Raw genomic sequence first — 16,044 nt, 5'->3', positions numbered from 1 at the left:
CCCCAAACATAAAAAAACGGGCCGAATATTCTCCGGCCCGTTGCATCATCATGAATTAATGTTCACGCGCGTGATTAACAGTATAGCGCGGGATCTCAACCACTAAATCTTCATCGGTTACGCGCGCCTGGCAGCCCAATCGGCTTTCAGGCTCAAGTCCCCAGGCTTTATCCAACATATCGTCTTCAAGCTCGGTACTTTCTGCCAGCGAATCGAAACCTTCACGCACCACACAGTGGCAAGTCGTACAGGCACAGGACATTTCGCAAGCATGCTCAATATCGATACCGTTTCTTAATGCGACGTCGAGTATCGTATCGCCAGGCTGGGCATCAAACACGCCCCCTTCCGGCAACAGTTCGGCATTGGGTAAAAAAACAATTTTCGGCATGACTCAAACCTCATCCACTGAATGCCCGGCCAGCGCACGGCGAATGGACTCATCCATGCGGCGTGCAGCAAAATCCTGGGTAACGTTATCTAATTTTTTTATGGCACTGGCAATTGTATTAACATCATCGCCATTGATGCTATCACGCAGTTTATGCTGAGCTTCAATAATACGGGCTAACTCTTCGTGACTAAGTAGTTGGGCATCTTCAGCCAGCGCACCGTCCACACTTTCCAGCACACGCAGGCCATCGACCTTTTGTTCCGCCAGCATACGTGCCTGAATATCAGACTGTGCATTGGACATCGAATCGGTAATCATGCTGGCAATCTCACCCTCCGTCAGTCCGTAGGACGGCTTGACCTGGATGGAAGACTCAATGCCGGTCGACTTCTCCATTGCGGTCACACTCAGCAGACCATCAGCATCCACCTGGAAGGTTACGCGGATATGCGCGCCACCTGCCGGCATCGACGGAATTCCCCGCAATGAAAAACGCGCCAGAGAACGGCAATCAGCGACCAGTTCCCGCTCCCCCTGAAGCACATGAATGCTCATGGCGGTTTGTCCATCTTTGAAGGTGGTGAATTCCTGCGCGCGCGCCACCGGAATGGTGGTATTACGAGGAATCACTTTCTCCACCAGGCCGCCCATGGTTTCCAGCCCCAACGACAATGGGATTACATCCAACAGCAACATTTCGCTGTCCGGCTTATTTCCCACCAGGATATCAGCCTGAATCGCGGCGCCAATCGCCACCACTTTGTCAGGATCAATAGAGGTTAGCGGCGTGCGGCCAAAAAACTCGCCAACGCGCTCGCGAACCAGCGGTACGCGCGTCGAGCCCCCAACCATGACCACTTCAAGTACATCTTGAGACTCGATGTCCGCGTCTTTCAACGCCCGACGGCAGGCCAACAGCGTCCGCTTTACCAGCGGCGCGATCAGCGCATTGAAATCGTCACGCGTTACGTCGCCCTGCCAGTCCGCAACACTCACTGTGGTCCGCTGAGCGTCGCTCAGGGCCACTTTGGCAATAATGGCGGCATCCAGTAATTGACGTTGCAAAATACGATCGTCACGATCGTGGAAACCCGCCTGCTCACGCAACCAGTCAGCCAGCAGATGATCAAAATCATCACCTCCTAACGCTGAATCCCCCCCCGTGGCCAGCACTTCGAATACACCTCTGCTGAGGCGTAAAATAGAAATATCGAAGGTCCCCCCGCCGAGATCGTAAACGGCGATTACCCCTTCTTGCCCGGAATCCAGTCCGTAAGCTATCGCTGCAGCGGTCGGTTCATTGAGTAAGCGCAGGACATGCAGACCCGCAAGACGCGCGGCATCTTTTGTACCCTGTCGCTGCGCATCATCAAAATAGGCCGGAACGGTGATGACCACGCCATCCAGTTCGCCTTCCAGCGAGGCTCGGGCACGTTCGGCAAGTGTCGTCAGAATATCGCCCGATACCTGCAGAGGATTCACCACACCTGCGGCTGTTACTATCAGCGGCAAGCCATTTTCGCTGGCCTGGAAGTGATAAGGTAAATGTGGATAACGCTGTTGAATATCCACCAGTGAGCGCCCCATCAGGCGCTTCACCGAACTGATGGTATTGGCAGGATCGCGGGACGCATTTTGGCGCGCGTCCCAGCCGACAATGCGTTGGTCAGCCTGATAACACACCACGGAGGGCAACAAATGTCGGCCATGAACGTCCGCCAGCGTCTCGGCCTGGCCGCTACGTACGGTCGCCACCAGCGAATTGGTGGTTCCTAAGTCAATGCCGGCAGCCAGTCGACGCTGATGCGGCGCCGCACTCAGGCCCGGCTCACTAATTTGTAATAACGCCATGTTGAGCTTCCAGATTTATAAATCGAGCAGCCTTTCTTCGAGCTGTTCTGTTTGGCTGCGGAGTTTATCGAGAAAACGCAGTTTACGCACGGTATCCGCCGCCTGGTCCCACTGCCGATCATCCAGTTCGGTTTTCATCTGTGCGCTACGGCTTTCCGTCATCGCGCTAAGGCGCTGCGAAAAGTTGGCTAAAGCGCGTTCAGCATCAGCGGCGGTTTCAATATTTTCCAGCTCTTCCCGTAGCGTCAACTGCTCCATGAGGAACGCGGTGTCACGCAGAGTATGCTGTTCATTATTAATATCGAAGCCATGAAGTGAAAGTAGATATTCCGCACGCGGCAGCGGCTTACGTAACGCCTGATATCCCTGATTAATCGTGGCCGCTTGCTGTAAAGCATGCAGGCGCTCACGCTCGGGGCGCATAGCGAAACGGTCAGGATGAAACTGGCGTTGCAGTTCCTGGAAGCGAGTCGTCAGCAGATTGCTATCCACCTCAAAGGCGGCGGGCAACCCGAAGAGAGTAAAGTAGTCCATAAGGTATTCGGGGCTCTTACAGAAGCTGAAAAAGTGGCCTGCGCCAACATATGCGTGCAGGCCACCTCGATTGAGGCATCACAGACTAAACGTGGAAGCTCTCACCACAGCCGCATTCATCCTTAACGTTCGGATTAATAAACTGGAAACCTTCGTTTAAACCTTCTTTCACAAAGTCCAGCTGTGTTCCGTCAAGGTAGACCAGGCTTTTGCCGTCAATAACGACCTTTACGCCTTTGTCTTCGAATACAGTGTCATCCTGCTGTGGTTCGTCAACAAATTCCAACACGTAAGCCATGCCGGAACAGCCGGAGGTGCGAACACCCAAGCGTAAACCGAAGCCTTTACCTCGGTTCGCTAAAAAGGCGTTTACGCGTGCCGCGGCGCTGTCGCTTAGGGTAATCGACATAGTCAGCCCTCAATTATTCCGCGCTTTTTTTGCTCTTATAATCGGCGATGGCAGCTTTAATCGCATCTTCCGCCAGAATAGAGCAATGGATTTTGACCGGCGGCAGTTCAAGTTCTTCCGCGATAGCCATATTAGTGATGCTCTGGGCTTCATCCAGTGATTTACCTTTCACCCATTCGGTGATCAGCGAGCTGGAAGCGATAGCCGAGCCACAACCATAGGTTTTAAAACGCGCGTCTTCGATGATGCCGTCAGTGCTCACTTTGATCTGTAGCTTCATGACATCACCACAGGCTGGCGCGCCCACCATACCGCTACCAATAGAAGGATCGCTGTTGTCGAATGAGCCCACGTTACGTGGATTTTCGTAATGATCGATTACTTTTTCGCTATAAGCCATGGTTATATCTCCTGATTCCGGAACTAATTAATGATGAGCCCATTCGATGCTATTGATATCCACACCCGCTTTGAACATTTCCCACAGCGGAGAAAGGTCTCGCAGACGACCAATAGATTTGCGGACCAGTTGAATGGTGTAATCAATCTCTTCTTCGGTAGTGAAACGGCCAAGCGAGAAACGGATAGAACTGTGTGCCAGCTCATCGGTCATGCCCAGTGCACGCAACACGTAAGAAGGTTCCAGGCTGGCAGAGGTACATGCCGAACCAGAAGATACAGCCAGGTCTTTCAGCGCCATGATCAGCGACTCACCTTCAACGTAGTTAAAGCTAACGTTAAGAATGTTCGGTGCGCCGTTTTCAAGGTCGCCATTCAGATAGACTTCTTCGATATCGTTGATACCGTTCCACAGACGGTTACGCAGCGTACGTAAGCGGTCCATTTCACTGCTCATCTCTTCTTTAGCAATACGATAGGCTTCGCCCATGCCCACAATCTGATGTACCGGCAGCGTTCCCGAGCGCATACCACGCTCATGACCACCACCGTGAATCTGCGCTTCCAAACGAATACGGGGTTTACGACGCACGTAAAGCGCACCGATACCCTTAGGGCCATAGATTTTATGTGCGGAAAACGACATCAGGTCGACTTTAAGCGTGTTCAGATCGATCGGCAATTTACCCACGCTCTGCGTCGCATCAACGTGATATAACACGCCGCGGGCACGGCAAAGCTCGCCAATTGCGGCAATATCCTGCACCACACCAATTTCATTGTTAACGTGCATAATAGAAACCAGAATCGTATCGTCGCGCAGCGCTGCTTCAAGTGCGTTCAGGTCAACGATGCCGTTACTCTGCGGTGCGAGGTAAGTAACCTCGAAACCTTCACGTTCCAGCTGCCGGCAGGTATCCAGCACGGCTTTATGCTCCGTTTTACAGGTAATGATATGCTTACCTTTTTTCTGGTAAAACGTCGCTGCACCTTTAATGGCCAGATTATTAGACTCGGTCGCACCCGAGGTAAAGACGATTTCACGAGGGTCTGCACCCACCAGCTCTGCAACCTGATTACGAGCGATATCTACCGCCTCTTCTGACTGCCATCCAAAACGGTGCGAACGTGAAGCCGGATTACCAAAGGTTCCGTCAAGAGTCAGGTACTGCATCATTTTTTCGGCAACGCGCGGGTCGGCTGGCGTGGTTGCGGAGTAATCCAGATAAATCGGTAATTTCATTGCGCTTAAGCTCCGTACATTACTTCAATACGTATCCCTTCCTGCTTCAGGTCGCAGCTACATGTGGGCTCTCACATGGATGAATCACCTTCTCCGTTACGGGTGCGTGATTCCTCATTGCAGCTTTACTGCGACCTCAATTAATCAGGGTATCTACATTTTTATTTTAAGCCTTTCCCACATGGGAGTGAAAAAAGCGAGCGTGCCAGATAACCCTTTCCAATGGAGGGCCTGCTGCCACTCATATGCTTTGAGGCATATGCCTAAATCAGTACGGACTATGCCCGCAAATTAACGTCGATCGTTTCCTGCACGCGCCCATTGGCCAAACGGCGGCCTTCAGTATTATTCTGGCGATCGGCCACATCGAGAATTTCCTGATTATTCACCAGCTCTGCCAGCGTAATATTGTTCAGGAAATCACTGATCCGCTCACTCAGATCGCGCCACAATACATGAGTCAGACAACGTTCTCCGCCCTGACAACCTTCTTTACCCTGGCATTTCGTCGCATCAACAGATTCATCAACCGCGGTAATTACCGCGCCGACGGCGATCTCATTGGCGTCTTTGCCCAACAGGTAACCCCCACCCGGGCCACGCACGCTGGCGACCAGACCATTTTTACGCAGCCGGGAAAATAGCTGTTCCAGATAGGAAAGCGAAATTCCCTGACGTTCTGAAATATCAGCTAATGGCACCGGCCCCTGGTTAGAGTGCAGTGCAACATCAAGCATAGCGGTAACGGCATAACGTCCTTTGGATGTCAGTCTCATGACTTAGGCAACCTCACTGGAACCCCACACGGCGGGGTATTAACAAAAAAAGATGGTCGCAAGTCTGACATTCCCGACTGTTTTGGTCAACTATTTAACCAAGTAAAATGGTCAAGTATTAGCGTTATTCACCCTTTTTGTTAAACCCGCCAGCTCCAGTGATGAAATAACATGCCGTTACACCACAAAAACTCCGTTTTGTTACTTGTCCCGTACGCTTTTTTCCAGTGAAGAGAGCATACCGCGCAGGATATTCAATTCGTCACGCTCAGGACGAGCACGTGTGTACAGACGACGCATTTTGCTCATCACCTGACCGGGATTGGCTTCGCGGATAAACCCGCTGTTGACCATCATCTGCTCCATATGCTGATAAAAACGCTCAAGATCGTCTACCAGCGGATAAGGTGATTCGGCGTATTCAGGGGCTGGCGTTTGCTGCTGTGACTGCAGGAAAGCCATGCGCACTTCATAAGCAATAATCTGTACCGCCATGGCCAGATTTAGCGAGCTGTATTCCGGGTTTGCCGCAATTGCAACGTGATAGTGACATTTCTGCAATTCTTCGTTGGTCAACCCTACGCGTTCGCGGCCAAAAACGAGCGCAACCGGTCCCTGCTGTCCCTCCTGCACGCTTTTGATACCGCATTCGCGCGGGTCCAGCATGGGCCAGGGAAGCGAACGAGAACGAGCGCTGGTCCCAACAACAAGCTGGCAGCCGGCAATCGCCTCATCAAACGTATCAACAATATGGGCAGCACCAATAACGTCACTGGCGCCCGCAGCAAGCGCAATGGCTTGTGAATCAGGTTTTACGAGTGGATTTACCAACGTAAGGTTAGTCAGTCCCATGGTTTTCATCGCGCGCGCGACGGAACCCATGTTGCCGGTGTGAGAGGTTTCAACCAGCACAATGCGGATATTTTGCAGCATAGAAATCGACGGGTTAAGAGATAATTTGGCCATGCTAACATAAATGCAGGACATTTTCCGAACTCCCTGCTATACTCCGCGCCGTTTTCCCGTTCTTTAACATCCAGTGAGAGAGACTGATGCATCCGATGCTCAACATCGCCGTGCGCGCTGCGCGCAAGGCCGGCAATTTAATCGCCAAAAATTATGAAACTCCGGACGCTGTCGAAGCGAGCCAGAAAGGCAGCAACGACTTCGTAACGAATGTTGATCGTGACGCAGAACGCCAGATTATTGAGGTGATTCGCAAATCTTATCCACAGCACACCATTATTACTGAAGAGAGTGGTGAACTGCCTGGAGAAGATCAGGATGTGCAATGGGTTATCGATCCACTGGATGGCACTACCAACTTTATTAAACGCCTTCCGCATTTTTCCGTTTCTATCGCCGTACGCATTAAAGGTCGCACTGAAGTCGCGGTCGTTTATGATCCCATGCGTAATGAACTCTTCACAGCGGTTCGCGGCCAGGGCGCACAGCTCAACGGTTATCGCCTTCGCGGCAGCACTGCTCGCGATCTGGATGGAACCATTCTGGCTACCGGCTTCCCGTTCAAAGTAAAACAACACGCTGCGAGCTATATTAACATCCTGGGTAAACTGTTTACTCAATGCGCCGATTTTCGTCGCAGCGGATCCGCAGCATTGGATCTGGCTTACGCCGCGGCAGGACGTGTTGATGGTTATTTCGAAATCGGGCTGAAACCCTGGGACTTCGCCGCAGGCGAACTGCTGGTACGCGAAGCTGGCGGTTTGGTGACCGATTTTGTTGGCGGTCATAATTACCTGACGTCGGGTAATCTCGTTGCTGGGAATCCACGCGTGGTTAAATCCATGTTGGCGAACATGCGCGATGAACTGAGCGAAGCACTGAAACGTTAACGTTTACCCGGAGGCTGCCCAACGTGGCCTCCTGTTTTCCCCATCCGTAATACCATGTCCGGGCGCCCCTTTTTAAAAGGGCCGAATGCCATTCGACAGCGCGAGTCGCGTACCAAACCATAGCAGGCTACCCGCCAAAACCAATAGCACACCGCCGAGCAGCGCCAGGCTCTGTAGCGCCACGCGCTGCCAAAGCCACGGGGCCTGACCCCGTTGACTTAGCCGGATCGCTAATGCTCGGAAGCTCTGTACCAGCATGGCCATGACCGAAACGGTAAATGCAGTACCGAACGCCATCACCACCGCCGAAAGGACTCCCCAAACATAGACACCAATGACCTTTGAAAACAACAACAACATAATAGCACCGGAACAGGGACGCATTCCCATCGACAGCACGACCAGCGCTTTTGTTTTCCAGCTTATCGCCGTACTCAGCACATGGGCATCAGGCACATGCCGGTGGCCACATCCACATCTGGCATGATGGTGGTGCCCGATGTGATAAATACGTAAAACCGTTGGTGCCACAGGCAACCGCAAGGTATTGCGTAATCCTTTCAGCGCTCGCCAACTCAGCCACAATCCCAGCCCCACGACCAGAAGATAACTTCCCTTCTCCAGCCAGTAGCTGCTGAGATGCAGCTGGCGCGACGAGAGTCTAAATATGACTAACATCACCGACACCAACATGATCGCCGTAGCGCCCTGCACCACTGCAGCGGCCAACGTAAGTTTTAGACTGGTTTTAAGTCTCGTCGGATGCGTTGCCAGGAAGGTAGCAATCACCACTTTGCCATGCCCAGGCCCTACCGCATGCAGTACACCGTAAACCAGACTAAATCCCAACAGGACAAGCCCGGCACGGTGTGGATTAACCTCGACCTGCACCAGCAGCGCGGTCATCTGCTGGTTAAGTGTTTTCTGCCAGATCACACTTTGCAGCAGAAGCTGGGGCCAGAGCAGCCAAAGCAGTATAACGCCGCCCCCTGCCAGCAGGAGTAACAACAACAGCATCAAGGCATGTCGGCGAAGGGGGGAGCGTTTTGTTATCAGTGCATTTACTGGCATATCAACGTTACCGTTTGTGCGAACTGGCGTCCAAGATCGATATCCTCGGCTGGCGCATCGGCCTTATCCAGTGAAAGCGCATATGCCTGCATTGAAGGGTTAGGTTTCGGCGTTTTTAAGTTCATTTTACATTGGTTATGTAATGCTTCAGGCATTGTCAGCGCATGCTCATCGTCGTAAAACATATCGACGAAATAGGTTGGGTCAAACGTTGAGAAACGGTATGTTTGGCCTTTCAACCGTTGTTCCTCCGCCAGGGGTAAAATAAATTCCAGTACCGCTTTATGTCCGTTTCGCACCAGATGATATTCCGGCGGTAAATTATCAAACTTTACCGGCTTACCATCGTGCCAGAACTCAGTGAAATAGTGCTGTCCCAGCACATTGGCCATGACTTCTGCAGCCAGCTTTTTCCATACCACCGAATCAGGTTTTGCATCGCCCGCATCGTAAAAGAGATCGGCTGAGGTAATTTCATCCATCGTCCACACCATTTTCAACCCGCTGAGTTTGTCGCCATCCGCTACCAGTGTGGTTTTTAGCGAAATAAAGCTATGGGGGTGGGAGCAGACAGCTGGGGCTATCGCCAGCAAAAGTGCGCAAACCGCCCGGCCAATTATAATGTTATAACGTAACGATAAAAGAATCATCCGCTTTCCTGAATAAAATTCTGTGACCGACTTTAAATGCCTGAACAAAAGTCGCCGCTTTATCTGCCGCCGCTCTTTTTTTTAGCTATCCTTAGCTCTGTTATGACCTACTGGAATCGCGAATGATGAGTTCTGCTTCAACGACAGCACCTCTCCTCTCCCGTTCCCAGCGGCGTTGCCATCTGCTATTAGCGCTGTACCTGCCCGATACCTCGCTGACACTGGATAAACTTTGCCAGCTCAATGGCGTAGACAGTCACCTCGCCCGGCAAGATATAGCCGAGGCAGGTGAAGAAATCCAGCGCTATCATCAGCTTGATATCCGACCAATGCAGGATGGTAGTTATCAGCTCAGCGGCGCGGAACTGGACCGGCGCCTGTGCTTGCATCACTGGCTGCGGCGTGCGCTGCGTCTTTCTCCGGATTTTATAAAAAGCCATTTTGCTCCCGCGTTACGCCAGAGATTAAAAGCGCATCAGGTTGAGAAAGCTCTCTATGACGATAAAAATCTCCAGGCACTGATCCAGCACTGTAGCCAGCGTTTACAGCGTAATTTCGACGAGCGGGATCGTCAGTTCCTGCAATTGTTTATGCAATTCTCACTCTGCCAGCAGACTCAGGCTGACTTCACGCCACTGCAACAGCAGTGGCTGGCGATAAAAGCAGAACGCGAAGCGGCAGCAGATATCGTAAAACACTGGCAAAAGCGGCGGAACCCACCGCCTCATGCCAATGAAATTGATTTTTACGCCCTGTTATTCAGCATGATGCACACCCCACATGCCGAACAGATTCATCATGAGAATGAGCAGCTTCTGATGCGCCTGGTACAACAACTTATCCAGCGTTTTCAGGCGCTATCCGGCATGCGTTTTAGCGATGAACAAGGGCTTAGCTATCAGTTGTATACCCACCTTGCTCAGGCACTTGATCGCAGTCATTTTGCTGTCGGTATCGATAGCAGTTTGGGTGAAGAGGTGACGCGTCTGTACCCAAAGCTATTACGAACCACGCGTCAGGCTTTGGCGGATTTTGAAACCGGGTATAGCATCCGATTTTCAGAACAGGAGCTGGGACTCATTACCGTGATTTTTGGTGCCTGGTTGATGCAGGAAAGCGATCTTCAAGAGAAACAGGTGTTGCTATTAACCGGAAGTGATAAAGAACTGGAGCTGGAAATTGAGCAACAGTTACGAGAACTTACGTTATTGCCACTCAATATCAAATATCTGGATATGTTTGATTTTCAACAGCGTGGGGCATCTAAGGGGATTGCTCTGGTGATTACGCCTTATGCAACTCCGTTGCCGCTCTACTCTCCTCCGCTGATCCATGCGGAACTCCCGCTGAGTCATTATCAGCAGCAGCGTATTCGCACGTTGCTGGAAGCATAATTGAGAACAAATATTGCCGGGGAGAGAATTACCGGGAGAGAAAATAGATGCCTCCCGCGCAATGCGGCAGGCATCGGGTGCTCTATTTACGCATAGACAGGGAAACGTGCGCAGATCGCCAACACTTTCTGCTTCACTTGTTCGATAGTCCCTTCATCGTTGATATTGTCGAGCACATCAGCCATCCAGCCTGCCAGCTCACGGACTTCCGCTTCTTTAAAGCCGCGACGGGTTACCGCCGGAGAACCGATACGGATACCGGAAGTGACAAACGGGCTTTTCGGATCGTTAGGCACGCTGTTTTTATTAACGGTGATATTGGCACGCCCCAGCGCAGCGTCAGCTTCTTTACCCGTCAGATTTTTATCCACCAGGTCCAACAAGAACAGGTGATTATGCGTCCCGCCAGAAACGACGTTGTATCCGCGTGCCAGGAACACCTCAACCATCGCTTTGGCGTTCTTAGCCACCTGCTGCTGATACGCGGTAAATTCAGGCTCCATCGCCTCTTTTAGCGCCACCGCTTTACCGGCGATAACGTGCATCAGTGGGCCACCCTGCCCTCCGGGGAACACAGCAGAGTTCAGTTTTTTATAAAGCTCTTCATCACCGCCTTTCGCCAGGATCAGACCGCCACGTGGACCAGCCAGTGTTTTATGCGTAGTGGTGGTAACGATATGCGCATGCGGCACTGGGTTAGGGTAAACGCCAGCAGCGATAAGACCTGCGACATGCGCCATATCAACGAACAGCCAGGCATCGATGCTGTCAGCAATTTCGCGCATTTTAGCCCAATCACACACGCCAGAATATGCGGAAAAACCACCAATGATCATCTTCGGTTTGTGCTTCTGAGCCTGAGCTGCCAGCTCTTCGTAATCAATTTTACCGGTTTCATCAATGCCGTAAGGCACGACGTTATACAATTTACCGGACAGGTTAACCGGGGAGCCATGCGTCAGGTGACCACCATGGGCCAGGTTCATCCCCAGGATGGTATCTCCTGGCTGCAGCAGGGCTGTATAAACGGCAAAGTTCGCCTGAGAACCAGAGTGCGGCTGTACATTGGCATAATCTGCACCAAACAGCGCCTTTGCACGGTCGATAGCCAGTTGCTCAACGATATCGACGTATTCGCAGCCGCCATAATAGCGTTTTCCTGGATAGCCTTCGGCATATTTATTCGTCAGCTGAGAGCCTTGCGCCTGCATGACGCGCGGGCTGGTGTAGTTTTCAGAAGCAATCAGTTCAATGTGCTCTTCCTGACGCACTTTTTCTTGCTCCATCGCCTGCCACAACTCGGCATCATAATCGGCTATGTTCATATCACGCTTTAACATCCGCATCTCCTGACTCAGCTAACTTAACAAAACGGCAGTGAATGGCCCTTTCGGGCGAAGGCCCACAGTTTAAACTGTTTTAGTTGGTGTTGGATAGCCGCAATACCCGCTTTTTACGCAAACGATTGGCTTCAGAACTGGCAAGGGTTCAATACATTTTTTACAACCCCTTGCATCACGATAGTTATTCATTCAGCAGATGCGATTTCTTCACGTTTTGTGATGTGGCTTACGCTGTAACAATACCCTTTTTTCTGACAAGGTCATTTACAGCGTTTACCTTCGCGCTATAACATGCATATAAAATACATCTTATATGCATCTATGAGGAACATTGCCATGCCAGATGACTCAACTATCGCGATGGTTAAATCAACTATTCCTGCTATCGTTGCCACCGGACCTAAACTTACCGCGCATTTTTATCAACGTATGTTTCGCCACAACCCTGAGCTGAAAAACGTGTTCAATATGAGTAACCAGCGTAATGGCAATCAGCGTGAAGCGCTATTCGACGCGCTGTGTGCATATGCGACCCATATTGACGATCTGCCCACCATTTTGCCGGCAGTCGAACGTATCGCACAAAAACATTCCAGTCTGAATATACAACCTGAGCAATATCAAATTGTTGGTCGACATTTGCTGGCCACGATTGAAGAGTTACTGAACCCGGGTAAGGACGTTCTGAGCGCCTGGGGAAAAGCCTATGACGTGTTAGCTAACGTTTTTATTCAACGCGAAGAAGCCATTTATCAAGCGTCTGAATGCAAACCGGGCGGCTGGCGAGGAACTCGCACATTCCGTATCAGTGAAATTACACCGCAAAGCACATTAATTAGTAGCTTCATTCTTACACCCGTTGATAATCAGCCCGTTGCCGACTACCAGCCCGGGCAGTACCTTGGCATTACGCTTAACAACGCCAGCATAGAGAATCAGCAAAACCGCCAATATTCACTTACACGCTCCCCCAATCGCCGTGACTATCGTATCGCCGTAAAGCGCGAGCCACAGGGAATCGTCTCAGGCTGGCTGCATAATATGGCAAAAGCCGGTGATAACATTCAGCTTTCAGCGCCTGCAGGCGATTTCTTTATGGTGGTAACGCCAGAAACGCCAGTTACGTTAATTTCCGCAGGTGTAGGGCAAACACCAATGTTAGCAATGCTGGCGACCTTGTCAGAAAGGCAGCATCCTGCACGGGTTAACTGGCTGCACGCGGCCGAAAATGGCCGGGTTCATGCCTTTGACGATGAGGTCAAACAGTTGGGAAGCCATATCCCGCACTTCACTCGCCATATCTGGTATCGTCAGCCGGAAGCCAGTGATATTCAACATTATGACGACTCTGGCGTAATGGATCTGGCAGGCGTCAGCACGCAGTTGATGACGTCTGATATGCAATTTTATCTGTGCGGACCTATCGATTTTATGCGGTTTATTGTAAAGCAGCTAACCGGGGCCGGTGTTACAGCAGAACGTATTCATTATGAAGTGTTTGGACCGCATAAAACGCTATAAAAACACACGGGCCGGTCTTCCCGGCCCCGTTATTAATGGATGCGGTTTTAAATTGCTTCTTCGTCTTCTTCACCGGTACGGATACGCACCACGCGAGCAACGTCAAAAACGAAAATCTTACCGTCGCCAATTTTGCCGGTTTGTGCCGTTTGCATGATGGTTTCTACGCAGGTGTCGACAATTTCGTCAGCAATAACGATTTCAATTTTTACCTTAGGTAAAAAATCAACCATATATTCTGCGCCACGATAGAGTTCGGTATGACCTTTCTGACGGCCAAAACCTTTCACTTCGGTCACAGTCATTCCGGTGATGCCGACTTCGGCAAGTGCTTCACGCACATCATCCAGTTTGAATGGTTTGATAATTGCATCAATCTTTTTCATGGCAGACCCTTTTCTTTTCCTTCCGTAGCAGGACGGTAACATTCAGTATGGACAGATACCGAAGAGCGGTCTGTCTCTTTTCGCAGATTAACCTAACATATCTCAGCGCTGAACCCGCATTAAAACTACTCTTTAAAATCGGCAGCATCCAGTTCATGCCGTGACAGAAGTTTATAGAACTCCGTGCGGTTACGTCCCGCCAGCCTTGCTGCATTGGTGACGTTGCCTTTGGTCATCTGTAATAGCTTACGTAAGTAATTAAGTTCGAATTGGTTACGCGCCTCCACAAAGGTAGGTAACGCAGTATTTTCCCCCTCCAGCGCTTGCTCAACCAGCGCTTCGCTGATCACCGGGGAAGACGTGAGCGCGACGCATTGCTCAATCACGTTTACCAGTTGACGAACGTTACCCGGCCAGCTTGCGGCGATGAGACGGCGCATGGCATCAACCGAAAAACTACGAACCTGCGGTTTATGCCGGTCGGCAGACTGGCGCAGCAGATGATTCGCTAACAGAGGAATATCTTCTGCCCGCTCATGCAGCGCAGGAATACGTAAGTTAACCACATTAAGTCGGTAGAAGAGGTCCTCGCGGAACTCTTTTTTCTCCATCGCTTTCGGTAGGTCACGGTGTGTTGCGGAGATAATGCGAACGTTAATCTCCAGGTCGCGGTTACTGCCCAACGGTCGAACCTTCCGCTCCTGCAACACACGCAATAATTTTACCTGCAACGCTTGCGGCATATCACCGATCTCATCCAGAAACAGCGTTCCACCCTCGGCGGCTTGAAAGAGACCTTCACGTGCACTTACAGCACCGGTAAAGGCGCCTTTCGCGTGGCCAAACAGTTCTGACTCAAGTAGCTGCTCGGGTAATGCCCCACAGTTTATTGCGATAAAAGCTTTACCCGCGCGTGGACTGGCCGCGTGAATCGCCTGCGCAAGGACCTCTTTACCCGTACCACTTTGGCCGTTAATCAGTACGCTGACATCAGATTGCGCCACCATGCGCGCCTGTTCCAGCAGCCGCAACATCACTGGGCTACGCGTGACAATATTTTCGCTCCAGCGATCGTCCGTGCCTGATGCGCTATGCGCCAGCGCTTCTCCAATAGCTTTATAGAGTGCATCACGATCGACCGGTTTGGTCAGGAAGCTAAAAACCCCCTGCTGCGTTGCTGATACTGCGTCCGGGATCGAACCATGCGCCGTAAGAATGATTACCGGCATCCCCGGATGCAGCTTCTGGATCTCGCTGAACAGCGCCAACCCATCCATCTCATCCATCCGCAGGTCGCTAATGACTAATTCAGCTTTCTCTTTCGTCAGTTGCCGTAACGCTTCCGGCCCGCTGGCTGCCGTGGTGACCTGAAAGCCTTCGCTGGTCAGGCGCATCCCCAACAGTTTTAGCAAGCTGGGATCGTCATCGACTAATAATAGCCGCGCTGATTTACCTTGTATCATGGGTTTTCAGCCCCCGTCGTTTCACTATTTTTATCATCTTGCCCAGGAAGATACGTATCACCGGCCTCCACCGCTACAGGCCTGCTTTCTTTTTCAGGCCCATGATTGTTGTCTGAAACATCCGATGATTTACGTGTAGAAAGCTGACGCTCAATATCAGTTAGCGTAGCTAATTTGCGGCGCGTGATCGCTAATTCATTGCTGAGCTGCTGTTGCTGACGGCGGAGGGCGTCCAGTTGCTCGTCGCTGGTACGTTGTAAACTGGCATAGCGTGAACGCTCGGCTGAGAGCTGCAATTGGGCCATCTGATTATCACGCCAGAGCTGTAACAGTGTCCGAATCGATGACGGGAAATCGTAACGATAGCGATCAAGATGCTGAATATACTGACGGCGCTCAAGCGGCGTTACATTACCATGACTCAGCAGAACACTTTGTTTGAGTGTCATTTCCCACTTACTCGTACTCCAATTACGTGCTTCTGCGCGCGCTTCAGCCGGGGACATCCGTCCAGCACAATCCATTGCCCTTAACCAGTAGAGCGGATTTTTCATGCTATCGTCATCGCTGAATTGCCATACGCGTTCACACCTCACCGATAAGTAGTCGGTGATTTTCATCTCCGGCTCAGCGGTATGACTTTTCAGGTGGCTGGCCAAAGGGCGATGGCTCTGCTGAGCACAGGCCACCAGCAGAAAAGGAAGCGCGATCACAGCGACTCTGCCAAAGGGGCATAAAAAAGGCCATTTCATTT

At 51.3% G+C, this 16,044-nt stretch carries 17 protein-coding genes; 3 read left to right on the top strand and 14 right to left on the bottom strand.

Going from position 1 to position 16,044, the window contains the following annotated elements:
* Positions 1 to 55: 55 nt before the first annotated feature.
* The 8 genes from fdx to trmJ form a co-directional block, all read right to left on the bottom strand.
* Complete coding sequence (gene fdx / locus J1C60_RS05080) at positions 56 to 391, bottom strand: ISC system 2Fe-2S type ferredoxin (protein WP_128175971.1); 336 nt, start codon at positions 389 to 391, stop codon at positions 56 to 58.
* 3 nt (positions 392 to 394) lie between these two features.
* On the bottom strand, positions 395 to 2,245 hold the full coding sequence (hscA, locus tag J1C60_RS05075) for a Fe-S protein assembly chaperone HscA (RefSeq protein WP_128175969.1): 1,851 nt from the start codon (positions 2,243 to 2,245) through the stop codon (positions 395 to 397).
* Between the two features lie 15 nt (positions 2,246 to 2,260).
* Positions 2,261 to 2,779 carry a co-chaperone HscB gene (gene hscB, locus J1C60_RS05070; protein WP_128175968.1) on the bottom strand — a complete coding sequence of 173 codons (519 nt, stop codon included), beginning with the start codon at positions 2,777 to 2,779 and terminating at the stop codon, positions 2,261 to 2,263.
* Positions 2,780 to 2,864: 85 nt separating this feature from the next.
* Positions 2,865 to 3,188 carry an iron-sulfur cluster assembly protein IscA gene (gene iscA / locus J1C60_RS05065; RefSeq protein WP_128175966.1) on the bottom strand — a complete coding sequence of 108 codons (324 nt, stop codon included), beginning with the start codon at positions 3,186 to 3,188 and terminating at the stop codon, positions 2,865 to 2,867.
* A gap of 13 nt (positions 3,189 to 3,201) precedes the next feature.
* The gene (gene iscU / locus J1C60_RS05060; RefSeq protein ID WP_128175964.1) at positions 3,202 to 3,588 is read right to left on the bottom strand and encodes a Fe-S cluster assembly scaffold IscU; all 387 of its coding nucleotides are present in this window, start codon (positions 3,586 to 3,588) and stop codon (positions 3,202 to 3,204) included.
* A gap of 27 nt (positions 3,589 to 3,615) precedes the next feature.
* On the bottom strand, positions 3,616 to 4,830 hold the full coding sequence (locus tag J1C60_RS05055) for an IscS subfamily cysteine desulfurase (RefSeq protein WP_128175962.1): 1,215 nt from the start codon (positions 4,828 to 4,830) through the stop codon (positions 3,616 to 3,618).
* A gap of 278 nt (positions 4,831 to 5,108) precedes the next feature.
* Positions 5,109 to 5,606 carry a Fe-S cluster assembly transcriptional regulator IscR gene (iscR, locus tag J1C60_RS05050; RefSeq protein WP_128175960.1) on the bottom strand — a complete coding sequence of 166 codons (498 nt, stop codon included), beginning with the start codon at positions 5,604 to 5,606 and terminating at the stop codon, positions 5,109 to 5,111.
* Positions 5,607 to 5,807: 201 nt separating this feature from the next.
* Positions 5,808 to 6,539: a tRNA (cytosine(32)/uridine(32)-2'-O)-methyltransferase TrmJ gene (gene trmJ / locus J1C60_RS05045; RefSeq protein ID WP_128175959.1), complete on the bottom strand. Its 732-nt coding sequence runs from the start codon at positions 6,537 to 6,539 to the stop codon at positions 5,808 to 5,810.
* Positions 6,540 to 6,658: 119 nt separating this feature from the next.
* Here trmJ and suhB point away from each other — a divergent pair, with 119 nt between their 5' ends.
* Positions 6,659 to 7,462 carry an inositol-1-monophosphatase gene (suhB, locus tag J1C60_RS05040; protein ID WP_128175955.1) on the top strand — a complete coding sequence of 268 codons (804 nt, stop codon included), beginning with the start codon at positions 6,659 to 6,661 and terminating at the stop codon, positions 7,460 to 7,462.
* Positions 7,463 to 7,534: 72 nt separating this feature from the next.
* Here suhB and J1C60_RS05035 read toward each other — a convergent pair whose 3' ends face one another.
* Both J1C60_RS05035 and J1C60_RS05030 read right to left on the bottom strand, forming a co-directional pair.
* A complete protein-coding gene (locus J1C60_RS05035) occupies positions 7,535 to 8,533 on the bottom strand; it encodes a nickel/cobalt transporter (protein WP_128175953.1) in 999 nt (332 codons plus the stop codon).
* Entirely contained in the window at positions 8,524 to 9,183 is a 660-nt protein-coding gene (locus J1C60_RS05030) for a DUF1007 family protein (RefSeq protein WP_182611444.1), read from the bottom strand. The genes J1C60_RS05035 and J1C60_RS05030 overlap by 10 nt, the downstream gene beginning before the upstream one ends.
* Before the next feature lie 125 nt (positions 9,184 to 9,308).
* On the opposite strand from J1C60_RS05030, the gene csiE reads away from it, so the two are divergent.
* Positions 9,309 to 10,577 (top strand): stationary phase inducible protein CsiE, encoded by a 1,269-nt coding sequence (gene csiE, locus J1C60_RS05025; RefSeq protein ID WP_128176034.1) that lies wholly within the window; start codon positions 9,309 to 9,311, stop codon positions 10,575 to 10,577.
* Positions 10,578 to 10,663: 86 nt separating this feature from the next.
* Here the strand turns inward: csiE and glyA are convergent, their stop codons facing one another.
* A complete protein-coding gene (glyA, locus tag J1C60_RS05020; RefSeq protein ID WP_128175951.1) occupies positions 10,664 to 11,917 on the bottom strand; it encodes a serine hydroxymethyltransferase in 1,254 nt (417 codons plus the stop codon).
* Positions 11,918 to 12,256: 339 nt separating this feature from the next.
* Here glyA and hmpA point away from each other — a divergent pair, with 339 nt between their 5' ends.
* Positions 12,257 to 13,441, top strand: a complete 1,185-nt coding sequence (gene hmpA / locus J1C60_RS05015; protein ID WP_128175949.1) for an NO-inducible flavohemoprotein — start codon at positions 12,257 to 12,259, stop codon at positions 13,439 to 13,441.
* Between the two features lie 47 nt (positions 13,442 to 13,488).
* Here the strand turns inward: hmpA and glnB are convergent, their stop codons facing one another.
* The 3 genes from glnB to qseG all read right to left on the bottom strand — a co-directional run bounded on the left by glnB (position 13,489) and on the right by qseG (position 16,042).
* Positions 13,489 to 13,827, bottom strand: coding sequence for a nitrogen regulatory protein P-II (gene glnB, locus J1C60_RS05010; RefSeq protein WP_128175947.1), 339 nt, complete (start codon positions 13,825 to 13,827; stop codon positions 13,489 to 13,491).
* Between the two features lie 125 nt (positions 13,828 to 13,952).
* Positions 13,953 to 15,290, bottom strand: a complete 1,338-nt coding sequence (gene glrR / locus J1C60_RS05005; protein WP_128175945.1) for a two-component system response regulator GlrR — start codon at positions 15,288 to 15,290, stop codon at positions 13,953 to 13,955.
* Positions 15,287 to 16,042, bottom strand: a complete 756-nt coding sequence (gene qseG / locus J1C60_RS05000; RefSeq protein ID WP_128175943.1) for a two-component system QseEF-associated lipoprotein QseG — start codon at positions 16,040 to 16,042, stop codon at positions 15,287 to 15,289. The genes glrR and qseG overlap by 4 nt, the downstream gene beginning before the upstream one ends.
* Between the last annotated feature and the right edge of the window lie 2 nt (positions 16,043 to 16,044).

Source organism: [Pantoea] beijingensis, from assembly GCF_022647505.1.
GTDB classification, from domain to species: Bacteria; Pseudomonadota; Gammaproteobacteria; order Enterobacterales; family Enterobacteriaceae; genus Erwinia; species Erwinia beijingensis.
This window is presented reverse-complemented; position numbering and strand designations above follow the sequence as displayed.

Excerpts from the sequence above, each read along its gene's own strand:
- hscB (WP_128175968.1), bottom strand. The coding sequence starts at position 2,779 with ATGGACTACTTTACTCTCTTCGGGTTGCCCGCCGCCTTTGAGGTGGAT.
- iscU (WP_128175964.1), bottom strand. The coding sequence starts at position 3,588 with ATGGCTTATAGCGAAAAAGTAATCGATCATTACGAAAATCCACGTAAC.
- J1C60_RS05055 (WP_128175962.1), bottom strand. The coding sequence starts at position 4,830 with ATGAAATTACCGATTTATCTGGATTACTCCGCAACCACGCCAGCCGAC.
- trmJ (WP_128175959.1), bottom strand. The coding sequence starts at position 6,539 with ATGCTGCAAAATATCCGCATTGTGCTGGTTGAAACCTCTCACACCGGC.
- glnB (WP_128175947.1), bottom strand. The coding sequence starts at position 13,827 with ATGAAAAAGATTGATGCAATTATCAAACCATTCAAACTGGATGATGTG.
- iscR (WP_128175960.1), bottom strand. The coding sequence starts at position 5,606 with ATGAGACTGACATCCAAAGGACGTTATGCCGTTACCGCTATGCTTGAT.
- suhB (WP_128175955.1), top strand. The coding sequence starts at position 6,659 with ATGCATCCGATGCTCAACATCGCCGTGCGCGCTGCGCGCAAGGCCGGC.
- hmpA (WP_128175949.1), top strand. The coding sequence starts at position 12,257 with ATGCCAGATGACTCAACTATCGCGATGGTTAAATCAACTATTCCTGCT.
- fdx (WP_128175971.1), bottom strand. The coding sequence starts at position 391 with ATGCCGAAAATTGTTTTTTTACCCAATGCCGAACTGTTGCCGGAAGGG.
- glyA (WP_128175951.1), bottom strand. The coding sequence starts at position 11,917 with ATGTTAAAGCGTGATATGAACATAGCCGATTATGATGCCGAGTTGTGG.
- J1C60_RS05035 (WP_128175953.1), bottom strand. The coding sequence starts at position 8,533 with ATGCCAGTAAATGCACTGATAACAAAACGCTCCCCCCTTCGCCGACAT.
- J1C60_RS05030 (WP_182611444.1), bottom strand. The coding sequence starts at position 9,183 with ATGATTCTTTTATCGTTACGTTATAACATTATAATTGGCCGGGCGGTT.
- csiE (WP_128176034.1), top strand. The coding sequence starts at position 9,309 with ATGAGTTCTGCTTCAACGACAGCACCTCTCCTCTCCCGTTCCCAGCGG.
- glrR (WP_128175945.1), bottom strand. The coding sequence starts at position 15,290 with ATGATACAAGGTAAATCAGCGCGGCTATTATTAGTCGATGACGATCCC.
- iscA (WP_128175966.1), bottom strand. The coding sequence starts at position 3,188 with ATGTCGATTACCCTAAGCGACAGCGCCGCGGCACGCGTAAACGCCTTT.
- hscA (WP_128175969.1), bottom strand. The coding sequence starts at position 2,245 with ATGGCGTTATTACAAATTAGTGAGCCGGGCCTGAGTGCGGCGCCGCAT.
- qseG (WP_128175943.1), bottom strand. The coding sequence starts at position 16,042 with ATGAAATGGCCTTTTTTATGCCCCTTTGGCAGAGTCGCTGTGATCGCG.